21 protein-coding genes and 1 pseudogene are annotated in these 21,555 nt (G+C 40.6%); 11 read left to right on the forward strand and 11 right to left on the reverse strand.

Annotation, left to right across the window (positions count from 1 at the left end; all coding sequences use genetic code 11):
* The first annotated feature begins 103 nt into the window (after positions 1-103).
* The 5 genes from L2729_RS17300 (at position 104) to L2729_RS17320 (ending at position 3,160) form a co-directional block, all read left to right on the forward strand.
* A complete protein-coding gene (locus L2729_RS17300) occupies positions 104-397 on the forward strand; it encodes a hypothetical protein (protein WP_248989388.1) in 294 nt (97 codons plus the stop codon).
* Positions 398-458: 61 nt separating this feature from the next.
* The gene (locus L2729_RS17305; protein ID WP_248989389.1) at positions 459-764 is read left to right on the forward strand and encodes a DUF3630 family protein; all 306 of its coding nucleotides are present in this window, start codon (positions 459-461) and stop codon (positions 762-764) included.
* 47 nt (positions 765-811) lie between these two features.
* Positions 812-1,846, forward strand: a complete 1,035-nt coding sequence (locus L2729_RS17310; protein ID WP_248989390.1) for a serine/threonine protein kinase — start codon at positions 812-814, stop codon at positions 1,844-1,846.
* Positions 1,847-1,969: 123 nt separating this feature from the next.
* Positions 1,970-2,581: a thiol:disulfide interchange protein DsbA/DsbL gene (locus tag L2729_RS17315; protein ID WP_248989391.1), complete on the forward strand. Its 612-nt coding sequence runs from the start codon at positions 1,970-1,972 to the stop codon at positions 2,579-2,581.
* Positions 2,582-2,947: 366 nt separating this feature from the next.
* Entirely contained in the window at positions 2,948-3,160 is a 213-nt protein-coding gene (locus L2729_RS17320) for a DUF1107 domain-containing protein (protein ID WP_101089343.1), read from the forward strand.
* A gap of 240 nt (positions 3,161-3,400) precedes the next feature.
* Here the strand turns inward: L2729_RS17320 and L2729_RS17325 are convergent, their stop codons facing one another.
* Positions 3,401-3,604: a cell division protein ZapB gene (locus L2729_RS17325; RefSeq protein WP_101089344.1), complete on the reverse strand. Its 204-nt coding sequence runs from the start codon at positions 3,602-3,604 to the stop codon at positions 3,401-3,403.
* A 179-nt stretch (positions 3,605-3,783) separates the two neighbouring features.
* Here L2729_RS17325 and L2729_RS17330 point away from each other — a divergent pair, with 179 nt between their 5' ends.
* Entirely contained in the window at positions 3,784-5,274 is a 1,491-nt protein-coding gene (locus L2729_RS17330) for a Na+/H+ antiporter NhaC family protein (protein ID WP_248989392.1), read from the forward strand.
* Here the strand turns inward: L2729_RS17330 and L2729_RS17335 are convergent.
* Positions 5,258-5,533, reverse strand: coding sequence for a Rho-binding antiterminator (locus L2729_RS17335; RefSeq protein ID WP_248989393.1), 276 nt, complete (start codon positions 5,531-5,533; stop codon positions 5,258-5,260). The genes L2729_RS17330 and L2729_RS17335 overlap by 17 nt on opposite strands.
* Before the next feature lie 77 nt (positions 5,534-5,610).
* Between L2729_RS17335 and L2729_RS17340 the strand changes: the two genes are divergently transcribed.
* Positions 5,611-6,381, forward strand: a complete 771-nt coding sequence (locus L2729_RS17340) for a DUF1223 domain-containing protein (protein WP_248989394.1) — start codon at positions 5,611-5,613, stop codon at positions 6,379-6,381.
* A gap of 469 nt (positions 6,382-6,850) precedes the next feature.
* Here L2729_RS17340 and L2729_RS17345 read toward each other — a convergent pair whose 3' ends face one another.
* Positions 6,851-7,861: a hypothetical protein gene (locus tag L2729_RS17345; RefSeq protein ID WP_248989395.1), complete on the reverse strand. Its 1,011-nt coding sequence runs from the start codon at positions 7,859-7,861 to the stop codon at positions 6,851-6,853.
* Between the two features lie 508 nt (positions 7,862-8,369).
* Positions 8,370-9,233, reverse strand: coding sequence for a MobV family relaxase (gene mobV, locus L2729_RS17350; protein WP_248989396.1), 864 nt, complete (start codon positions 9,231-9,233; stop codon positions 8,370-8,372).
* A gap of 246 nt (positions 9,234-9,479) precedes the next feature.
* Between mobV and L2729_RS17355 the strand changes: the two genes are divergently transcribed.
* Complete coding sequence (locus L2729_RS17355) at positions 9,480-9,806, forward strand: hypothetical protein (protein WP_248989397.1); 327 nt, start codon at positions 9,480-9,482, stop codon at positions 9,804-9,806.
* Positions 9,807-9,881: 75 nt separating this feature from the next.
* On the opposite strand, the gene L2729_RS17360 is transcribed toward L2729_RS17355, so the two are convergent.
* Positions 9,882-11,447, reverse strand: coding sequence for a DUF3987 domain-containing protein (locus tag L2729_RS17360; RefSeq protein WP_248989398.1), 1,566 nt, complete (start codon positions 11,445-11,447; stop codon positions 9,882-9,884).
* 190 nt (positions 11,448-11,637) lie between these two features.
* On the opposite strand from L2729_RS17360, the gene L2729_RS17365 reads away from it, so the two are divergent.
* On the forward strand, positions 11,638-11,880 hold the full coding sequence (locus L2729_RS17365; protein WP_248989399.1) for an AlpA family transcriptional regulator: 243 nt from the start codon (positions 11,638-11,640) through the stop codon (positions 11,878-11,880).
* A gap of 123 nt (positions 11,881-12,003) precedes the next feature.
* On the opposite strand, the gene L2729_RS17370 is transcribed toward L2729_RS17365, so the two are convergent.
* Both L2729_RS17370 and L2729_RS17375 read right to left on the reverse strand, forming a co-directional pair.
* Positions 12,004-13,212 (reverse strand): tyrosine-type recombinase/integrase, encoded by a 1,209-nt coding sequence (locus L2729_RS17370; RefSeq protein WP_248989400.1) that lies wholly within the window; start codon positions 13,210-13,212, stop codon positions 12,004-12,006.
* A gap of 195 nt (positions 13,213-13,407) precedes the next feature.
* Positions 13,408-14,271, reverse strand: coding sequence for a YicC/YloC family endoribonuclease (locus tag L2729_RS17375; RefSeq protein WP_248989401.1), 864 nt, complete (start codon positions 14,269-14,271; stop codon positions 13,408-13,410).
* A 192-nt stretch (positions 14,272-14,463) separates the two neighbouring features.
* Here L2729_RS17375 and rph point away from each other — a divergent pair, with 192 nt between their 5' ends.
* Positions 14,464-15,177, forward strand: coding sequence for a ribonuclease PH (gene rph / locus L2729_RS17380; protein WP_101089349.1), 714 nt, complete (start codon positions 14,464-14,466; stop codon positions 15,175-15,177).
* A 120-nt stretch (positions 15,178-15,297) separates the two neighbouring features.
* On the forward strand, positions 15,298-15,939 hold the full coding sequence (gene pyrE / locus L2729_RS17385) for an orotate phosphoribosyltransferase (protein WP_248989402.1): 642 nt from the start codon (positions 15,298-15,300) through the stop codon (positions 15,937-15,939).
* A gap of 207 nt (positions 15,940-16,146) precedes the next feature.
* Here pyrE and folE (L2729_RS17390) read toward each other — a convergent pair whose 3' ends face one another.
* From folE (L2729_RS17390) to L2729_RS17405, 4 genes and pseudogenes are all read right to left on the reverse strand, one after another.
* Entirely contained in the window at positions 16,147-16,806 is a 660-nt protein-coding gene (folE, locus tag L2729_RS17390) for a GTP cyclohydrolase I FolE (protein ID WP_101089351.1), read from the reverse strand.
* A 218-nt stretch (positions 16,807-17,024) separates the two neighbouring features.
* Entirely contained in the window at positions 17,025-18,992 is a 1,968-nt protein-coding gene (locus tag L2729_RS17395) for an alpha/beta hydrolase family protein (RefSeq protein ID WP_248989403.1), read from the reverse strand.
* A 163-nt stretch (positions 18,993-19,155) separates the two neighbouring features.
* Positions 19,156-19,316: pseudogene (gene folE / locus L2729_RS17400) on the reverse strand (GTP cyclohydrolase I FolE); the annotation flags it as partial.
* 218 nt (positions 19,317-19,534) lie between these two features.
* Positions 19,535-21,505: an alpha/beta hydrolase family protein gene (locus tag L2729_RS17405; RefSeq protein WP_428848260.1), complete on the reverse strand. Its 1,971-nt coding sequence runs from the start codon at positions 21,503-21,505 to the stop codon at positions 19,535-19,537.
* Between the last annotated feature and the right edge of the window lie 50 nt (positions 21,506-21,555).

Consider the following 21,555-nt stretch of genomic DNA (forward strand, 5'->3'; position numbering starts at 1 on the left):
AGTAAAGTTCATCAATCGCTGACGAAGCGGTGTAGAATAAGCTAAATTGCTTACGATAAAGGCGAACATTTGTTCGCCTTTTTTTATTTAGAGGACCTTCAGCATGAAATTGCGTTTAGTGTGCTTCATTTCATTTTTATCTCTTGGTTTAACGGCATGTACTGACTCACCAGAGTGGACATTGCTTTATTATCCGAGCGCAGCAGCAAAGCCGAGTGTCGAGCAGTCTGCAGAGTTTATAAGTGGTTACTATGCGTCGGTTGAACAATGTCATGCCAAAGGCAAAGGTTTACTGCGCTTGAGTGATGATAAAAATGCCGATTATGTGTGTGGCCATTTGTGTGTTGCCGATGGTAAAACATTGGTTTGTCAAAGCCAGATATCGTCTGCCGAGTAAATGGAATTCGATAACGTTCGACAAGTACACCCCATACAAAAGAGTCGTGAGAGTTAGCTAGATGAAACTAAATGCTATTACGTTAGATCGTCAAACCTTGAGCTTGTCGGTACAAGCAGATATTGATTTTGAGCTGTTTGCCCAATTTGCTGAGCCTTTTGCCGCGGCGATTGATTGCAGGGTTGTTGAAAGACAATGGGGCGCAGATAGGCATCAATGGTTATTGGAGTTTGAAGGCACCCACCTACAACTGCATTATGAATTTTATGGCGACATATGTTGGCTTTCAACTGAGAGAGAAGACGAGTTCGATGTGCTGGTCTATCTAGCCGAACTGATGCAGTCTTACCTTGTGGCGCAAGCATAACATTAGCCTGAGTTACACCGAGTCACTTTTAGCTAGAGCATTAATAGATGAATAGAATAGAGCCGATTAAGACAGCGATAGCCACCGCAGATGAAGATTCAGCATTTCATTACCAAGCGTTGACGCCGGATCTTATTTTGACCGCCATTGAAACGTTAGGCATATACCCTGAAACGGGCTTACTGGCACTCAATAGTTACGAAAACCGCGTCTATCAGTTCCGTTGTGATAGAGGTCTGCGCTATGTGGTGAAGTTCTACCGGCCTGAGCGATGGTCAGATCAACAGATCCAAGAGGAGCATGACTTTTCTGCTGCGCTGGTGGAGCAAGAGGTGCCTATTGCCACTCCGGTAATTGTTGATGGCCGATCTTTACATGAGTATAAAGGATTTAGGTTTGCGCTATTTCCCTCTATTGGTGGGCGAGCATTTGAAGTTGATAACCTTGAACAGTTAGAGTCTGTTGGCCGTTTTATCGGTCGCATACACCAGTTCTCGAAACAGGCAGACTTTGTCTATCGCGATACTATGTCGCCGCAGCTACTGGGTGATGACTCGCTTAAGTGGTTAAAAGAGTCGGGTCATATTCCAAAAAGCTTAGCATTACCTTACTTTACCGTGGTTGAGCAAATCTTAGAGAAATCTAGCGCGATGTGGCAGCCACAAAAATACCGCAATATTCGGCTTCATGGTGACCTGCATCCAAGCAATATATTGTGGACGCCTGATGGCCCAGGCTTTGTTGACTTAGATGATGCGAAAATGGGACCCGCAGTACAAGATCTTTGGATGATGCTTGCTGGTGATAGGCAGCAACAGACTTTACAGCTAGAAGTGTTGTTAGAGTCTTACGAAGAGTTCTGTGAGTTCGATACTCGAGAGCTACAACTTATTGAGCCTTTAAGAGCGATGAGAATGTTGCATTACAATGCGTGGTTAAGTCGTCGTTGGGCAGATCCTGCATTTCCAATGAATTTTCCATGGTTTGCTGAAGGAAAATACTGGGAACAACAAATTTTAGCCTTTAAAGAACAACTTGCCGCACTTGATGAGCCACCACTGAGTTTAATGCCACAGTATTGAATTGTATTAAAACTCTCATTTTGTAACAGAAAAATGAACTTATGCGCTTGAGGTCGACTCGAAAGGGCATTATGTTATTGTAAAAATTATTAAAGATGCATTTAGCATCACCAAGGAATCCACATGAAAAAAGCATTATTGGTCGCATTTGCATTATTAGTTGCACCTATGGCTGCAATGGCTGCAGATTACAAAGAAGGTGTGCATTACACAGTCGTTAATCAAGGGCCTGCAACGGCAAAGCCTGAAATTACCGAGTTTTTCTCTTTTTATTGTCCACATTGCTATAACTTTGCCAAGTCAGAAGTGCCAAAAATTAAGGCTGGCCTCCCTGAAGGTGTTGTCTTTAAGCAAAACCATGTTGATTTCATCAATGGCAACATGGGCGTGGAAATGTCTCGTGCTTTTGCCGTGGCGCATCAGTTAAAAGTGGATGAAAAAATGGAAACTGCAATTTTTTCAGCCATTCATGACAAAAAACAGCATTTTACTAACCGTGATGATGTAAAAGCGATTTTTGTGGCTAATGGTGTAGACGGTAAGGCATTCGATGCTGCTGCAAACTCATTCATGGTGAGCGCTCAAATGTCGAACATGAAGCGTGCGACTGAGAATGCTAAAATATCTGGTGTACCCGCACTGGTTGTTAATGGTAAGTACCGTGTTGAAACAGGTGCAATCAAGTCATACGATGAACTACTTGATATCGCGTACTACCTGACCACAATGAAGTAAATGCGATCTCGCAAATATTAAGGAGCCTTAGTGCTCCTTTTTTTGTGTCTGCTCGTGGGGATATATTTAACCTAGTATTACGGGCATAAAAAAACCGTGCTTCTTGGTCGCAAGAAGCACGGCTACGGAGCTAAAAAGCTCAACGTTACCCTGAGTAACACCTAAACGTTAACAGGGTGTCAAAAAATTGGCAAGCGACAATTTAATGGTGATGCTATTTAGGTGCTTGATTGGGATGAGAATTTATAAGTTGTTTAAATTTGATTCAATTCTTTACAAATTAATTTTCGATTTAATGAAACTCTCATGGTAAAACACCTGTCGAACCAACACAGATAACAATAAACAACGTTGTGGGGAGGTCTAGTGAGAGTTTTTCCTGTCTATGCACCAAAGCTAATCGTTAAACATGCGCGCATCTTTTTAACTGGAGTAATATGGGTAAAAGATTTGGGTCGAATTGAATTTGATAAAGGACGATTTTTATTACCAAGGAAAAGTTTACCTAAAGTTAAACAAGCTATATTGGAACTCAATGGCTTAATTGAGACACAAAATAGTGACATGCAAACAGCCTAACAACGGCTTTATGCATTGTTTATCGGTAAAACAGCAACATGGTTTTATTGCGAGTAGCGGACGTAGAACGTTAAAGCAGATGCTCGCAGTTCCATACGAAGCAGCAAAGACGGCGAGGGCTGACCTTGATTGGCCGCACCAGCTGTATTCGTAGTAATCATTTTCGCAGGTGTCGCTATGTGAACTTACTTAGCGACACAACTGCAAAAATAACGATTACGTAAACTCACCTAAGAAAGGTTAGCTAACCTCTTCGTTAAGCAGACCAACTAAACCTGTTACTTTTTCGTTCCAAGAGTTCAATTCTTGTTGTAACAGTTGGTTTTGTTCTGTCAAACTTGTGCTCGACTGTTTCTCTTCTTCAAGCTCCATTCTTAGTAGCTCAATAGTTTCAAGTGCTGCTTGGATTTTTGTTTCCAATTTTGACAATAGTTCAAGGCTCATGGGAGTCCCTTTGGTAGCATGATGATAGCTCCGATTCTAGCAGCGACGGGGTCTAAGTGAATAGTTAATTATGCTAAATGAAGCAAAATCTTACGATAAAAGTTGTGAGAGTGGCTTTTTTTTGTACTTGTGACTAAGTCGTTAGTATCCATCCCTTTATTTCTACAGGAATTGCAGCCATGTTAGGCAATATCTTAATGCTGACTCCGTTGGTTTTAACCTTAGTGTTAGCCTTAGTTTTACGACGTACACTTGTGGCTTTAGGTGTTGGTATTATCTCAGGTGCACTTATTATCAGCGAGTTTAACCCTGTTAATACGGCGGTATATTTATCGTCAAAAGCTTGGATGCAATTTTATGCTGATGGGCAGTGGCAAGCTTGGCACCTTAACGTGCTGGCCGCGATGGTGTTACTGGGCATGATGACACAGCTACTTGCCCGAGGCGGCGCGGTAAAATCATTTGCTGATTGGCTATATCATCGAATTCAAAGCGGTCGTCAGGCGCGGGTCGGTGTTGTTGTGCTGGGGTGGGTGGTTTTTATTGATGGTATCTTTAGCTGTCTGGCGGTGGGACATGTATGCCAACCACTCAGTCAACGATATAACATGAGTAAAGAGCAAATTGCATATCTTGTTGACTCAAATGCCTCGCCATTATGTGCATTGTTGCCTTTCTCCAGTTGGGGCCCTTATGTCATGGCTATTTTAGCCAGTATCACGTTATTGCCTCTCTCGCCGCTAGAATCCTTTATTGAAATAGCAAAGCTCAACTTTTACGCGATTACCGTGATTATATTGTCGCTATTGGTGGCTTGGTTTGGTATCGGCTTTACCTATACTGCAGCAACGGAATCAGAAGCTGCTGAGGTCGAAGCGGGTAATCCGTGGTTATTGGGAGTCCCTATGGCTAGCCTACTGATAGCATCGGTGGCTTTCACGTTATGGTCGGGCGCATCTAATTCGCAATCAGCGGATATTAGCCAGTGGATCACCTCGGCTGATATTGGCGCGGCCATGCGCGATGCTTGTATCTTAGCAATGACTATTGCCGTCTTTATGCTGAAGTTTGCTGGACGCAAAGCTCAGGAGCTTGTGGCGGACATGTTTGCGGGAATTAAGGTCATCAGTTTTGCAATATCCATTTTGCTATTCACTTGGATGATTGGCGCCGTCATTGTTGACTTAGGCGTGGCTAAATTGTTGGCCAGTTGGGCAGAACAATTTATCTCAAGCAATATGTTAGTCGCAGGTACCTTTATCCTCTGCGCTGTAATGGCGTTTACCACAGGATCAAGCTGGGGCACCTTTGCCATTATGATCCCCATCGGAGCCGAGATTGCAGTCGCCGTTGATTCGACGTTGATGCTGCCGGTATTAAGCGCGGTGATGGCCGGATCAGTATTTGGAGACCACTGCTCTCCAATCTCGGACACCAGTGTGATTAGTGCTACCAGCTCGGGCTGTGAGCCTCACGCGCACGTGGTTACCCAGCTTCCTTTTGCGTTTATAGCGGCCGTTAGTGCGTTATTGGGCTTTCAGTTAATTAACTTTAAGGTAGACCCGATATGGTCATGGTGTATTGTTCTGCTCGCTGCAATGCTACTACTGGCTCTTTATCATCGAGCTACTCGCGGTAGCCAAGTTGAGGTGGCTAAGGCGCAATCGTAATACGCTTAAAATCAGCTGCGGTATCAATGGGTGTTATCGCGATGATTTGATCTAAGCGTATTTCGTTGAGGCTATTATTTTGCTTAACGACCTGTTTCACTATCAGCCATTCCGTTTTGTCAGCCTTAGTGATTAACGTTATTGCCTGGGCCGTTAGTGGCGCTTTATTATGTAATTCAATTTTTAGTTGATAGCCTCTCATGCAAGCCAATTCTAAATAATCATGGCAATGACAATTAACGGTAATGTAGGGCTGCATAGGTACCTCTAAAATCAGTAGTGAATGCTTTTTCTTCTTGGCTAGGTCTATTGTAGAAAGCCAAGGAGATTTAGCTAATGTTAATGAATTCTATTGTTGTAGCTGTTTTATGTGGATGGTTATTGGTTACCACCACAGCGGCCGCGCAAACGTTGACTCAGTTTAATAAGACAAGCACGACGACCCGCCCATACTTTATTGAGCTATACACCTCACAAGGCTGCAGTAGTTGCCCTCCGGCAGAGACTTGGCTGTCTGCATTTAGCAAACAGACCGAACTTTGGCATAAATACTTCCCCATTGCTTTTCATGTCACTTACTGGGATTACATCGGTTGGAAAGATCCTTTTGCAGCGAAAACTTTTAGTCAGCGGCAATATGATCATCTTAACGCCAAGCACATTGGCCAGGTTTACACTCCGCAGTTTGTCATTAATGGCCAAGAGTGGCGGGGTTGGTTTGATCGTAAATTAGGGGATGTCTTTAGCAAAGTACAACCGGAAGTCGGAGCATTATCTGTTTCTATTGAAGGCCTGCAACTAACCGCTAGCTTCGATAACCAAACAGGCAATAGTGCACCTATTGAGCTGCACTTGGCTTTGGTGGGGGCAGGCTTGGAAACGGAGGTTAAACGCGGTGAGAATCGTAATAAACAACTGAAGCATGATTTTACTGTGCTGCGTCATCAAGTGATTAAATCGAATAGAAGGCAGCAAAGTACATTTACAGCAGAAATTGAGCGTATTGATACCAAGTCATGGACGGCTGAGCAATTTGCTTGGGTGGCGTGGATAGAACAAAGAGATCAACCAGTGCAGGCCGTTGCGGCTTGGTTAGAAGCTGAGTGACTTTAGAATATTAAAAGCGATAATCGATATCGGGTGTCAGCGACTCAATCAGACTTGTTAGATAGCATTGAGCGGTATGCCTGCTTTGTCTCAATATTAGAGACTGGCTCGCTAGAAGCTGCCCCTTAGACAATATTTATGAATATAGAGTTAATAAAAAAGCCCCGCATTTGCAGGGCTCTAATTAAAAGGGATGTGGCTTAAACCCTATTCAACATTTTGGATCTGAATGCAGGGTGGCCTTATCAATCGTAATAAAAATAATACTTTATTTGTTTTCGTGTAAGGTTTTATTTGTTTAGCCCACCATTTAGCCCACCATTCGAATGAATAAATAAAACCCTAGATACAAAAAACCCGCCTTAGGCGGGTTTTTTTTAATTGAGTTAGAACCATTATACGCTAGGTTGTTCATCCAAAAGCATAGTGTTGAGAAGTAACTTGTTGAAAAGTATCATATAAGTCTCCTTTAGGATCCTAGTTTTAATTTATATTGGGTAATTAATGCTTTAAAATCGCTCTGTTCGGCAAGACTAACAAAATCTTCATCATCTTGCAATCCAGAGAGGACCTTTTCTTGATCAAGTTTAGTATCTGAGAACTTCCAAGCATTCTGTATTGTACGAATAACTTCATCTTTAGGATAGTCTAAAATATTCATATAACAAGCTAGGTTATAGTAACCGAGCCTAGAGGGCTTCAATTGGATTGACATTGTCACATGCTCTATCGCTTTTGTAACATTACCTAGTCTTTTTTCACAATAAGCAAGCCAGTGATAGGCTTTTGAGTCATCATCTTTTGATGGTAAATACTCTTTTTCAATCTTGAGTATAGCTTCATTGTATGAACCCATGTTAGCTAAACTTTGTGCTGTTAGTAAAATACTTTGTAAAGAAACGGATATGAGTTGTTCATCCTTTTCTCTTAATTTGAGTTTCATTTTTCCCATTGTTTCTTTTGTTACTTTCTCTGAAATTTTTAATTGGTCGACCTCTTGTTGAACCTTTTTTAAAGCTGCATTGCTAACCAGAGCTATAATGGGTAACCCTGAGTATCCACCTATAATACCGACAGCGGCGAGGTAGAAAAAATACTTTAGCCCCTCAGCAAAATCAGCTTTTATTCCAAGAGCATGGCCTATATTAAATCCGAAAATAGCCATCATGATGGCCACAGCAACAAAAGCACCGCAAAAACCTATAAAAATATGGCCCCAAGCACCAGTGTCAGCTAGTTTCCCATTGAAAGGTACTTGAATTTGATGAGTGCTATCGCTTTCGAGCGCATGAACCAACCCTCCCAAAGCGCCACTAAAAGCAACTGTAGTGAAAATAGGCCAAACTGATAACGTTGATGCTGAAGTCGAACCCGAACCTGTTTGAAGTGTACTTGCATATGCAACAGCACCTAAATCGAATGTCATTCCCATGACAAAAAATATTATGGCTATAACCGTCCAGCCAAAAAATGTACTCATGCGTATCCTCACATTTATTCTGTTTAATCATTATGCTGAAACTAGATGATAAGCGATGCTTTGTTCATGTAAAGGTTTAACTTTTCCTTGTTGGGCTGTTGAGCATGTATTGTGGTGAATATGTGACTTCAAGGCTGGATAACCCTGAATTGATGAGTGAGGTTCGAATCTCCAGTACCTTTTGGGTCGTTGGTTGTTAGGAGTTACGGCTTTCATGACAAAATGATTAATATTCGGATATAAAAGATCTTATTTTTCACGTATAAAAATTAACTTAGGAGGACGGTCACTAAGCCAAAGGTGCTAGGGGTTTACCTAGCCGCTCTCATTCCATAGGTGAAGCGAGTTGGGCTTGTGAGGGCTACAAGCCTTATAAGCAAAGAGGAGTAGGCGGGTGTTAGCTTATAGAAAACATGTAAATCTAGTTCCTCAACGTTCTGAATTTGAACGTATCAAATATTATATTTTGATTTAAAAAATCGGATGCAAAAAAGTACCCACTAACACATTAAATAAATTTATTTTCAAATTTATTCTTCAAATCTAGTAACTCAGGGTTTTGTTCAAAAGTTTCTTCTAACTCGAACTGTAGTTTCTTGCTTCTATTTTTATACTTAATACTTAATTTCGTTGAATAATCACCCACCTCTTTACGTAATTCACATTCTAATTTGTTTGCCCATATCGTTAGTGCGGGAATGCAACGCTCAATAAACTTCTGAATTAATGCTTTTTGTTGCTTTTTTAGCTCTAGCTCATAGACCTTCAGTTGCTTTTCTTTTAGTAACTTTGCGTCATTTTCAAGCTCCTCATAAAATGCTTTAATTTTTTTATGAGAGGTTTTTCTTCCGTGCTGTGGAGGCAAAATAGTTGGGAATACATCTTTCATATATGAATTAAACTCTCTTTGATACGCAGAAAGCTTTATGGGGTTAAACAAGTCTCTAGCATTCAACCTTACTTTTCCTGCCTTATTTTTACTTAGAGGGACGATTACGGCATGGATGTGTGGTGTTGTTTCATCCATATGAAGCACTGCACTGACACATCGAGTACCAAATCTTTGTTTTAACCAGTCCTTAGCAGTATTTTGGAAAGTAACAACATCACCTTTAGAGCAAAGCAGCTCTGGTGATAAAGTAAGTAGTGTATCCATTGCTAAAACGGCATTCTTGCGAGGCTTAATCTTATAGTGTGAAATAAGCCCCTCAACATCTTTTGTAATATTGTTCGAGCCTATTAGTATTTTATTTTGATCGGATAATTCAGGGTTTGCATTTGGAGTATTTGAGAAGCGATGCTGATGAGCACCTGCCATATGGATGTTTGTTTTCGTTTTTAGTTTTTCAAATCTTAAAATTGTAGTAGCCATTACTTTTTAATTAAACATAATATATTATTCGAGATGAGACAAACTTAGTTTGTATACTCACTATACAATTGTACCAATTATGCTCGACCTGCGGTGCCTATAACAAAGTTAAAATCAAAACAGATTGACTCAAGGTGGTGTCCCTCTTGGAGAGCCTGATCATCAAAACATCTATAAAATAATTTGAAATTTCCTTACTTTTAAATTGATTAGTAGCATTAAAGTTATTAAATTTAAATTAAAAATATGAACTCCTACGAAATAATACAACGAGCAATTTCTATTGAACAAGAACAAACAAAAGACTTCATCATCATTAATAGCGTTTTAAAATATTGTGTTGAAGAAAAACTTCTAACAAAAGAACCATACCTAGGTTTTGGCAGTCATGAACAATTGAAACTTGATTTGATTAAGCAGTTACGTGTGATTCATTTAGACTATATCGCTGAACATATATTTCAACCTGATGTATCTCTCAGTATTAGTGATGAAATAGATATGAAAACAAGGTTATTACTAAAGTGGGTAGCTAGAAAATACTCAGAAAAAATATTACCGTTTGGTAAGTAGTTAATACTTCTTATGTTTTACGCCTGCAACACCTGCAATTAATTAAGTTTGTAGGTGTTGCAGGTGTAATTCTATTTATAACTGATGTAATGGGTTTACAATAAATGCCTTACTCGGCTTGCTCACTTCAAATATATAACCAGATTTAATAAGTTCAGCAATTGCTAATTCTCGATCTTCTTTATTATTTAAGCCTTTCCAGTTTTTTTGAGACAGTTGCTGACGAGTAAATTTGGGAGCTAACTTATTTAAATTGTTGAACAGAAATTCAGCGGGTAATAATTCATTTTTCGAGCTAACTAGTGCAAGGATACGTTTAGTATGACTCTCAAGATAAGTCATCCATCCAATAGCATTTTCAACAGTTTTCAAATTAATCACTTCGGAAGGGTTAAATTCCTGATTAGTTTCAGCATTAGACGCTTCATCTAATAAGTGCAGTATCAATGCGATTTTGGCGCAAGTTGCATGATTCTTACCGTAAAAAGACTGCAAAGACACATCAGCTTCTTTAGTTTTTTGTATTAGTTTCGCAGACCATTCAGACCAAACATTCTGTGCATCATCCATGAATTTAAAACCGAGAATGCCTTTTTTCTGTGTTAACTTAAATAACGTTAAAAATATGTTTTGAACATTCTCTATTTCAGCATGATCAGGAGCCTCATCAACGAAGTAAGCGTGGGTTTTATCTGGATAAATAGAAACCTGTAATAAACGCTCTAATAGCCCATCGTTTGTATGACCTGAGTGGTTTGATGAACTTAGTAAATGTAAAATTACTGAGGGCTGTATCCCGCCTAAAAGTGACAAAATTAACCGAGGTACTGTCACATCCTCTCGACCTATCCTTTTTTGTACATAAGGGCTTTTAGATGCATCAAAAGCCTCTAGATACAGACTTCTTTCTAGCTCTCGTTGCTCGATAGCTTTTAACCATCCGTTTATTTCGTCACGGAAAATTAACGAACCATGTGGATTTGTCTGTAAGCCATCTAATACAGCCTCGATCGTTGCATCATTGATAGTCACTTCTCGAATAATTTGGCCAGGCTCATCTAACTCACCCATCTTTTTTAAGACATTATAAGCTTGCTCTACTTCTCCAGATTGAATTAGCTCTTCCGCTTCATTATTAATACTCTTTTTTTGAGCTTCATATTCTTGTTTTTGAAGTTTATGAAAAGAGCTATTAACTATATTTATTTTGTTAATTGACACTTTTTGAACGAAATCGAGTAAATTTAAACCGCATTTTAACATGGGTGTTTTTTGAGCGGAGGGTTCACCAATTATCATAGAAAATAGATTAGGAGCAAGTGCCCACTCTGTATCATTTTTCTTAGGGTGGATTTCGACACTTCCTCCGACTAAAGATCCTGCAGCGACAATAACAGACAAAGCGGCATAATCAACTGGGGCATTATTAACTCTAAGAGCATGTTTAATGACATAGTTTCGAACACCTTCTGGCAGCATTTCAGCTTCAAAAGCTAATACAGGCAATAAAGTCGTATTCAATGGAGTTGGTACTTGCCATTGAATATTTTCACTATCACTTAGCTCCCCTTTGTTTGTTTCTTTGAATTTTTTTTTCGTACTTCTAGTAAACATGTTCAATAAATTAATTGGTGATTGCATATGCATTTTTTTATTAAAGCTAATAAGTCAGAACTAGAAATGCAAATTTATTTTTAAGATTGAGTAAAAAAATAAAGGTAGAAATAGCATTGAAATTATTTTTATTTTTTTACATTTAGGGGTTGTATTCGACGTGAATAATTTCTAACTTTTCCTCAATAAGTACTTCTACTAACGTTTAGGAATTAAAATGCAAGAGGTTCAAGTAAGCACGCAAGCACAGTTTAAACACTTCACACATAACGATCGAGTGATTAAATTACGCGACGTTATCGAATTAACTGGATTAAAAAAAACATCTATCTATAACTTAATCAAAAAAAATGAGTTTCCTAAACAAATCACTTTAGCTAGAAATTCAGTTGGTTGGGTTCAGTCGGAGGTTTTACAATGGGTTAATGACTTGATGATAAATCGCGATTTACTGCATTAGTCTCATCGATATGATTTATTTCTGATAGTGTAAGGTTCATAAGCGAATCTTACACTGTATCTAGCTATCATAGGCTAAATAGCTAGACTTATTTTGTGATGTAATAATCTATGTATAACTAAGTTAAATCATATCTCTCAACGTATTAGATAACTGCACAAAGGCTTCCCTTCTCTCATCAAAATAGTCATATCGGTCATATATACCCTCCACACCTTTGAGCTTATGGTTCAAGCAACGCTCAGCAACATGCCCCGGCGTCCCTTGTTTAGCTAACATGCTTCGGCAAGTACGTCTTAAGTCATGCACTGTGAAGTGTGCCATATCAGCCATTTTGTTTGGTGGTTGTTTCTTTTTACCTGCTTCATGACCAAAGAGTTTGGTGATAGCACGATTTAGTGTGTCTTTACCCATATGTGGGTTCTTGCTAGAGCGTCGGCTTGGAAACACATATTCAGAACCACAAGCCCTTATCTTTAGCTCTTGTATCCAGTCCATGACAACTTCAGGTAATGGAATAGTAATGCCAACACCTGATTTACTGCGCTCTTTCGATAAGTTCCAAACTTGCTTTTCTAGGTCAAATTCCTTCCAAGGTGCTTCTGCCAATTCCGACTTCCTAACTCCTAAAGTAACTAGTAACGCACAAGCGAGATAGTTGTCACGGCTAAAGCTGTCACGATTCTCACGCGCTTTTTCAAAGAAGAATTTAAGTTCTTCAATACTTAACATTCTATCTTTACTTTTTTCGATGCCGCCCGCATCTGTTACAGAAAATGCACTTGCAGGGTTAGCGCTTAGCAAGTCTAGCTTTATACCGTGATTAAATAGTTGCTTACAATAACCTAAAGCATCATTAGCGATAGTTGGACGACCAGAGTGATTGATGGAAACTAGAACTTGTCTTATATCTCGAGCATTGATGCTATCAAGTTTGATTTCGCCAATAATAGGCGCAATATCTTTGCGGTAAACACGCGCAGGTATAGAGGGGTGCTTTAAGCGTTTTATATTACTCTCTTGCCAATCAGCAAAAAGATCATCAACGATTTTAATTGTACCTTGTTCACTGCGGCGTTTTTCTAATAGGGGATCAATACCTAGTCGGAGTTGTTGCATTTTAAGTGATGCCGTTACTCGCGCATCTGCGAGAGACAGATCTGTGTACTTAGCAAGAGTCATCTCTTTACGTTTTTGATTGGAAGTAAATCTTAACATCCAATGAGGCTTGCCAGATTTTGGGACGACAAAATATAAGCCGTCCCCATCAGCGAACCGTCCAACTTTGCCCTTCGCTTTAGCTTCTATTTCTTTCGCTGTTAACTTGCCCATCGGTGCGCACTCCAGTTAAATTGGGGGGTTGCAGGTACCCACCATTCTAAATCAATCGGAGTATAGCACACCCACCAAATTAACCACCAATATAAAGTGGAACCCACCGAGTTGGAATGAACTGTCGCGAACTTGTTGTTTGTAAAAATCCTTTATAAACAATGATTATGCGGCTGGCGCGAGCTGCGGCGAACCTTACTCTACGTTCTGGATCTGCTCGCGCATCTGCTCAATAAGCACTTTAAGTTCTACTGCGGCGGCTGTGACGTCTGCGCTGATAGATTTTGAGGCTAAGGTGTTTGATTCACGATTGAACTCTTGCATCATAAAGTCGAGTCGACGGCCTTGTGCGCCACCTTTTTTAAGGATAAGACGTGTCTCGGTAACGTGTGCGTCAAGTCGGTCCATCTCTTCGGCAACGTCCATCTTTTGTGCCATTAATACCATCTCTTGTTCCATACGGGCTGGATCAAGTTCGCCGGTGATCTCGGCTAAACGGTTAGTCAGCTTATCGCGCTGCCATTGCATAATGGCTGGCATATGACCACGAACCACGGCAACTTGCTCAACGATTTGGTCGAGACGTGTTTGCAACATAGTATTGATTGCTTCACCTTCACGGCCACGAGCTTCAATAAATTCGTCGATGGCCAAGTCGAATGCACCCAGGAGATCTTTACCTAAGGCGTCCATATCTTGCTCTGAGCTAGACATAACACCAGGCCAACGCAGTACGTCAACGACATTGAGTTCGCCTTGCTTAGCTTCATCTTTTACCCAATTAGCGGCGTTGATAATTTGCTTAGCGAGTTCTTTATTGAGTTGCAGTTCGCTGCTATCACCTTCATTGAGGTCATAACGTAGATTAACTTCAATTTTACCGCGGTTTAAACGTTTACGAAGACGATCTCTAAGCACAGGCTCTAAGCTGCGGAAATGTTCTGGTAAACGCAAGTAGGTTTCTAGGTAGCGCTGGTTAACGGAACGGATTTCCCAAGAGGCGGTGCCCCAATCTGCTTTGTGCTCAATGCGAGCATAGGCTGTCATGCTTTGGATCATGAATAATTTCCTGTGTAGTTCGTCTAAGTGAGTTGTGATTATATACTCAATTAGCATGAAGGTGCAGGATCTAGCCTTAATTTACTGTCGGGATTTTAAGATGAGTTTTATTTTTCAGATAGCATACTGGCTCACATGTCCCTATAATATGCAGCCAAATTACCCCAATGTTTTCAAATACAGGAATTCACCATGCGCCCAAGCGACAGAACTCCAGCACAATCTCGTCCAGTGACTATTACACGTCAGTTTACCGCTCATGCCGAAGGTTCGGTTCTAGTTGAGTTTGGTGACACTAAAGTGCTGTGTACCGCCAGTTTTGAAGAGGGTGTACCGCGTTTTCTTAAAGGCCAAGGCCAAGGTTGGGTTACTGCTGAATATGGTATGTTGCCGCGTTCTACACATAGCCGCATGAACCGTGAAGCGGCTCGTGGTAAGCAGTCTGGTCGTACTCAAGAGATCCAGCGTTTAATCGGCCGTTCACTACGTGCAGCTGTTGATATGAAGCTACTGGGTGAAAACACTATCGTTATCGATTGTGATGTTATTCAAGCAGACGGTGGTACGCGTACTGCTGCTATTACTGGTGCTTGTGTTGCATTGGTTGATGCACTCAACTGGGCACGTGGTAAAGGCATTTTAAAGACTAACCCACTTAAGTTCCTTATTGCTGCTGTTAGTGTTGGTATCTATAAAGGCGAACCTATCTGCGATTTAGAATATATCGAAGATAGCGCAGCTGAAACCGACATGAATGTTGTGATGACTGAAACCGGTAAGATGATTGAAATTCAAGGTACAGCCGAAGGCGAGCCGTTCAGTCATGAAGAGCTATTGAGCTTATTAGAATTAGCTAAGCATGGTATCCGAGAGATCGTTGATATTCAAAAAGCATCTTTAAGCTAAATCGTATTGTTGTTACTAGGGCCCTACGGGGTCCTTTTTGTAAGTGCTTTTTGTCAGTACTTAGCATAAATAAAGTGATTAAAATAATTTGAGTTGCCCTACATTTTTTAAGGAGAGATTGTGAAAGCCTATCAACGTGAGTTTATTGAGTTTGCCCTTGAACGCCAGGTACTTAGATTTGGCGAGTTTACGTTAAAATCAGGCCGCACTAGCCCTTACTTTTTTAATGCTGGTTTGTTTAATACCGGTCGTGATTTAGCGCGTCTTGGTCGCTTTTATGCAACGGCATTAGTTGATTCAGCAATTGAATACGATTTGCTGTTTGGTCCTGCCTATAAAGGCATTCCCATTGCGACAACAACGGCGGTTGCTTTGTGTGATCACCACGATATCGATATGCCTTATTGCTTTAACCGTAAAGAAAAAAAACAACATGGTGAAGGTGGGAGCTTAGTCGGTAGCGAGCTTAAAGGCCGGGTGATGTTAGTCGATGACGTCATTACTGCTGGCACAGCCATTCGTGAGTCAATGGAAATTATCGCGGCTCACAATGCTAAGTTAGCGGGTGTTTTGATTGCATTAGATCGTCAAGAGAAAGGCAATGGTGAATTATCTGCCATTCAAGAAGTTGAGCGTGATTTTGGTTGTGAAATCGTGTCAATTATTAAGCTTGAAGACTTAATCAACTACCTGACTGCAAAATCGGGTATGGAAACAGAGCTGGCGTCAGTGAGCGCTTACCGCGACCAGTACGGTATTTAAAAGATAAGTTCAGATTACTAGAGCGTTCGCAGGCTCACTTCGAGAACGCTCACAAGTTCACTTCTAGAAAAAAGCAAAAGCTATTAGGTTAGCTTTTGCTTTTTTGTTTTCAGTTTCTCGCAGCGGTTTGCTGCGGCCTAGAAGAGCCGAAGGCTCGTTCTAGAATCTGCTTTAATATTTTAGAACCTAGAACCTAGAACCTAGAACCTAATTACTAAGAAACTCAGCACGTGTGGCAGGATTAGATTTAAAAATACCGCCTAATGCTGTAGTGGTTGTTGAGCTGGTTGAATCCATCACTCCACGTGATTTAACGCAGTAATGTACCGCATCCATTTTAACGGCGACGTCTTTGGTTTCTAGTAAGGTTTGCAGTGCAACTAAAACCTGTTGCGTCAGGCGCTCTTGTACCTGTGGCCGCTGCGCAAAGAAGCGTACGATACGATTTATCTTGGATAAGCCAATAATGTTTTTACGCGGCAAGTAAGCTACTCGTGCTAGGCCATCGATAGTGACTAAGTGATGCTCGCAAGTACTGGTGAGACTTATGTCATTAACCTTGACCATCTCGTCGAAGCCCATCTTGTTTTCAATCACGGTGATTTTTGGAAAGTTGGCGTAATCAAGACCTGAAAATATCTCATCAACGTACATTTTTGCAATGCGACGTGGCGTATCGGTCAAACTGTCGTCACGTAGATCTAACGACATTAACGTTAGAATCTCGCGCATATGATGCTCAATTTTATCCTTACGTTCTTCAGGACTAAATTCGCAGGGCAGCATCGGGGTTTCAAGTCCGCGTTCAAGTAGCGCAGCTTGTACTAATTGTGCTGATTCACTGAGGATAGCTTCTTTTGATGTCATAATGTCCTCCACTTTAATGGGTAGTGGTGCTGTCTCTGGTGATCTTAGTTGCGGTTCGCAATTTGACAGGTATCGCTTAACAGTAATAGTAGAGCGTTAACGCTTTGCTTTGGCGCTAAGATGCACGGAGGCACAGCGATTTGATGCAAATATACACCAAAAGTCTGGCTTGGGATAAGAAAAACCGACTAATTTAGTCGGTTTTTCTATTTGAGGGATTAGAGCTTAAGGTTGGTCTTTAAGAAGCTGAGCATTTCACTGTAGTATTTTGCTCTATTTTCATCATCATAAAAGCCATGACCTTCGTCATCCATCACTAACTTTTTAAAGGGATAATCGATTTCATTGAGACTATCTTCTAATGATTCAAGTTGTTCAATGGGAGCTCTCTCGTCTTCACCACCATGCACTAACATAATGTTAGCTTTGAGTTTACCCACATTATGAGTTGGCGACATAGATTCTAATAGCTTTTCATCTTCACCTAACACCTCTTTTAGGTAGCGCTTGCCTGCTCGTCGGCCTTGAACATCACCCTCATCAAACATTAATGGCAGATCATAAACGCCGGCAAATCCAATAGCACACTTAAATAAATCTGGTTCAATGGTTGCGCTTTGAATAGCTGAATATCCACCGAAGCTACCGCCGACGATACAGATACGCTCCTTGTCTACGATCCCTTGTTCGATAACATGCTTTGTGGCATCGATAATGTCATATTGAATTTCAGTCCCCCATTTTTGATGGCCCGCATTTTCAAAGTTGATTCCATAGCCACCAGAGCCTCGAAAATTCACCTGTAGCACGGCTGCCCCTTGGCTAGCAATTAACTGGTTTTGAGGGTCGAATCCCCACCAATCTCTAGGACCATGAGGGCCGCCATGAGGATTAACGACTAAGGGGAGTTCCTTCGCTTCTAATCCGTTTGGCAAAGTAAGGTAGCCATGGATCTCCACTCCATCTCTGCTCGTAAAATGAATTGGTTTGATCTCGGCCATTTTCTCAGGGTCTATCCATTTCTTTTTTGAGACTAGATACTCTAGTTTTATCGCGTCAGCATCAAATAGGTAGTAGTGGCCGGGGTTACGATCATTAAAGGCTTTAATAATCATTTTTTTAGCATTATTTGTTTGACTAACAATGTGGATTTGGTGGCCCGGTAGCGCAGCTAAGAGCTGTTTGATGTATACAGCCGAAGGATCTTTAGAGTCGACAAACTCATAAGTTGGGTAGCCGTTTTCATATTCGACAGCATATAATTTTTTAGTGGTTTTATTTATCCACAGGTTACTTGGATCAACGACTTTATCGCGACTGACTAATTGCTTATCGCCCGTTTTTATATTTAGTAAATAGACACCTCTAGTCCCACCAGATTCACTCGCTGTAACATAAAGGCTGTCTTTTTTATTACTAAATGCGATAGGGGCAATAGCATCCAAATTTAAGTTGAGTTTAGCGGTATCGACCCACTCGTTATTATCACGATAGAAAAGTGTCGAATTGACATAATCTTTAGTGCCACTGACAAAACGGACATTACCTTCATGATCATTGAGGAAGTTAGCGTAAGGGATTGGGGATGAAGCTATTTTCTTACGTGAACCTTTGTACACATCTACGCGATAAACCTTTTGGGTGTTCTCTGCTGTGTTGCTACCTCCTCCTCCCCACGGCAGTGCTTGAACTAACATGAAACGCTTATTGTCAGGTAATGGATCTAAGATGGTCGCTGTTGCGCGGATAGCTGTGTTTGTCTTCTTTACTCTTGAGCCCGTTTGTTGTTCAGCGCCCTTGTAACCAAATAGATAAGTTGAATCCGAACCATCGGCGTTAACGGCAATTAACTCACCAAAATATTGTGGTTGGTTACTCCAACCTTTTAAATATACTTTTTGTAAAACAACTCGCTCGTCATTGACCCACTCATAGCGTCCGACTTGGGCATTACCAGGGAAAAAAACAACATGAATAGGCTGTTTAGTTTTGGCATCTAAGATGAGTAGCATTGCTTTATCATCTTTTTGACTGATGGCGCTAAGATAATCTCCGCCTGGGGATATTTTGACTTGAGAAAACTCTGCTGCCCGGCTAAATAGCCTCGCAGCTTCGTTTGTTTTTGCAAATATATTGCTGCTAAGCAAGGTTATACAGGCAAAGCTAATTATTTTGATTAGTTTCATACAACTTCCTTGTGGAAACATTGTGTTAATTTATTTTCAACATGTAGGTTACAAAGGTAGAGTAAAACAAAAGTATGATGGGAACAATAACTAAAATAATCAACATTGTGAGTTAAATACTGCCAATGTATTGGTATGAGATCTGCTTGATTAAGGACTAAGAGGTCATTTTGGGAAAGTTGGCGTAATCAAGACCTGAAAAGGTGTCATCAACGTAAATTTTGGCTATACGAGGTGGAGTATCGGGGTTTCAAGTCCGCGTTCAAGTAGCGCAGCTTGTACTAATTGTGCTGATTCACTGAGGATAGCTTCTTTTGATGTCATAATGTCCTCCACTTTAATGGGTAGTGGTGCTGTCTCTGGTGATCTTAGTTGCGGTTCGCAATTTGACAGGTATCGCTTAACAGTAATAGTAGAGCGTTAACGCTTTGCTTTGGCGCTAAGATGCACGGAGGCACAGCGATTTGATGCAAATATACACCAAAAGTCTGGCTTGGGATAAGAAAAACCGACTAATTTAGTCGGTTTTTCTATTTGAGGGATTACAGCTTAAGGTTGGTCTTTAAGAAACTGAGCATTTCACTGTAGTATTTTGCCCTATGTCCGTCATCATAAAATCCATGACCTTCATCATCCATCACTAACTTTTTAAAGGGATAATCGATTTCATTGAGACTATCTTCTAATGATTCAAGTTGTTCAATGGGAGCTCTTTCATCTTCACCGCCATGAACTAATAAAATGTTGGTTTTGAGTTTACCCACATTATAAGTTGGCGACATCGATTTTAATAATGCTTGGTCTTCACCAAGTACCTCTTTTAAGTAGTTCAGACCTGATCGGCGTCCTTGTACGTCACCTTCCTCAAACATGAGTGGTAAGTCGTAAACGCCGGCAAATCCAATCGCACACTTAAACATGTTTGGTTCGATAATGGCGCTTTGTAAGGCGCTATAACCACCAAAACTACCTCCGGCAATACAGATACGCTTTTCATCAACGTAGCCTTCCTCTATAACGTACTGCGTAGCATCAATGATGTCATACTGAATATCAGTGCCCCACTTTTGGTACCCAGCCTTTTCAAAGGCATTACCGTAACCACCTGAACCACGGAAGTTGACTTGTAGTACCGCCATTCCTTCACTGGCTAACATTTGGTTTTGTGCGTTAAAGCCCCACCAATCTCTGACGTTATAAGGGCCTCCATGAGGGTTTACTACTAAGGGTAAATTCTTGGCTTCTTTACCATGAGGTAATGTTAAGTAACCACTTATTTTGATCCCGTCTCGACTGACAAAACTGATAGGTTTAACTTCAGCCATTAGTTCAGGGTCGAGCCATTGTTTTTGAGATGCTAGATATTCAAGCTTTACTTTTTCAGTATCAAATATGTAGTAGTCGCCTGGGTTGCGATCATTAGATGCTTTTATAATGAGTAGGTTGGAATCTCTATTTTCACTGACAATTTGGACTTGGTGACCAGGTAAAGCCGCTATCAGTTGTTTAAGTATTTTTGAGTGTTGTTCTTTTGGGTTAACAAAGGCGTAGGTTGGGTAACCGTTGTCGAACTCTACGGCATACAATTTTTTAGTTTTCTGGTTTATCCAAAAGTTGCTTGGGTCGACAACTTCGTCTTGAATAATTTTCTTTTTCTTGCCTGTTTCAAGATCGATGCTGTACACACCTAAAGTTTGCCCATCTTCACGGCCTGCGGCATAAATACTGTTTTTCTGTTCAGCAAAAGAAATAGGCCTAAAATCAAGGAGACCAATTGAAAGTTGGTCACTATTTATCCATTCACCATCTTTGCGGTAAAACACTTTAGTGGTGTTAGTTTTATCTTCACCAACAACAAAGCGAACCTCACCTTTAAAATCAGTTAAGAATCTAGATTGGCCAATTGGCGCTCGCATCAGTTTTCTGCGTTTCCCTTTGTATATGTCGACACGGTAAACGTCTTGTTTTTGCTCATAATCAAGGGTACGTTTATTATTCCAAGGTATTGCGTTAACCAACATGTAACGGTCATCATTTGGCAGTGGGTCTAAAATATAAGCGGTAGCTCGAATAGCTGTGTTCTTTTTTAGGTTTGAACCTGTTTGTTGTTCGCCACCGTTATAGCCAAACAAATATTGCGCATTAGAGCCATCAGCATTAACAGCAAATAACTCACCATAATAGATGGGAGTATCTTGCCAGCCTTTTAAATACTCTTTTTGCAAAACGATTCGATCATCATTAGCCCATGCGTAGTTACCGACTTGAGCATTACCAGGGAAAAATACTGCATGGTGTAATTTCTTAGTTTTAGCATCCAATATTAACAGTTTATTTTTACCATCGTGTTTGGTAATAGCGCCGATATAGTCACCGGCAGGTGAGAGTTTTAGATGACTAAACTCCGCTCCGCGACTAAATTGTTTTGCTATAGTTAGGGTGGTGTCTGCGCCAAAGGCCGGCATAGCTGTGGCAATAAGCACAACTAGGCTAATGAGAGAGGTTATCCTCATAATACTTCCTTGTTTAATTATAAAGAGTTGTATTTTTAAGCAGTTAGAGA

Origin of the sequence: Shewanella gelidimarina (genome assembly GCF_023283945.1) — a bacterium.
GTDB classification, from domain to species: domain Bacteria; phylum Pseudomonadota; class Gammaproteobacteria; order Enterobacterales; family Shewanellaceae; genus Shewanella; species Shewanella gelidimarina.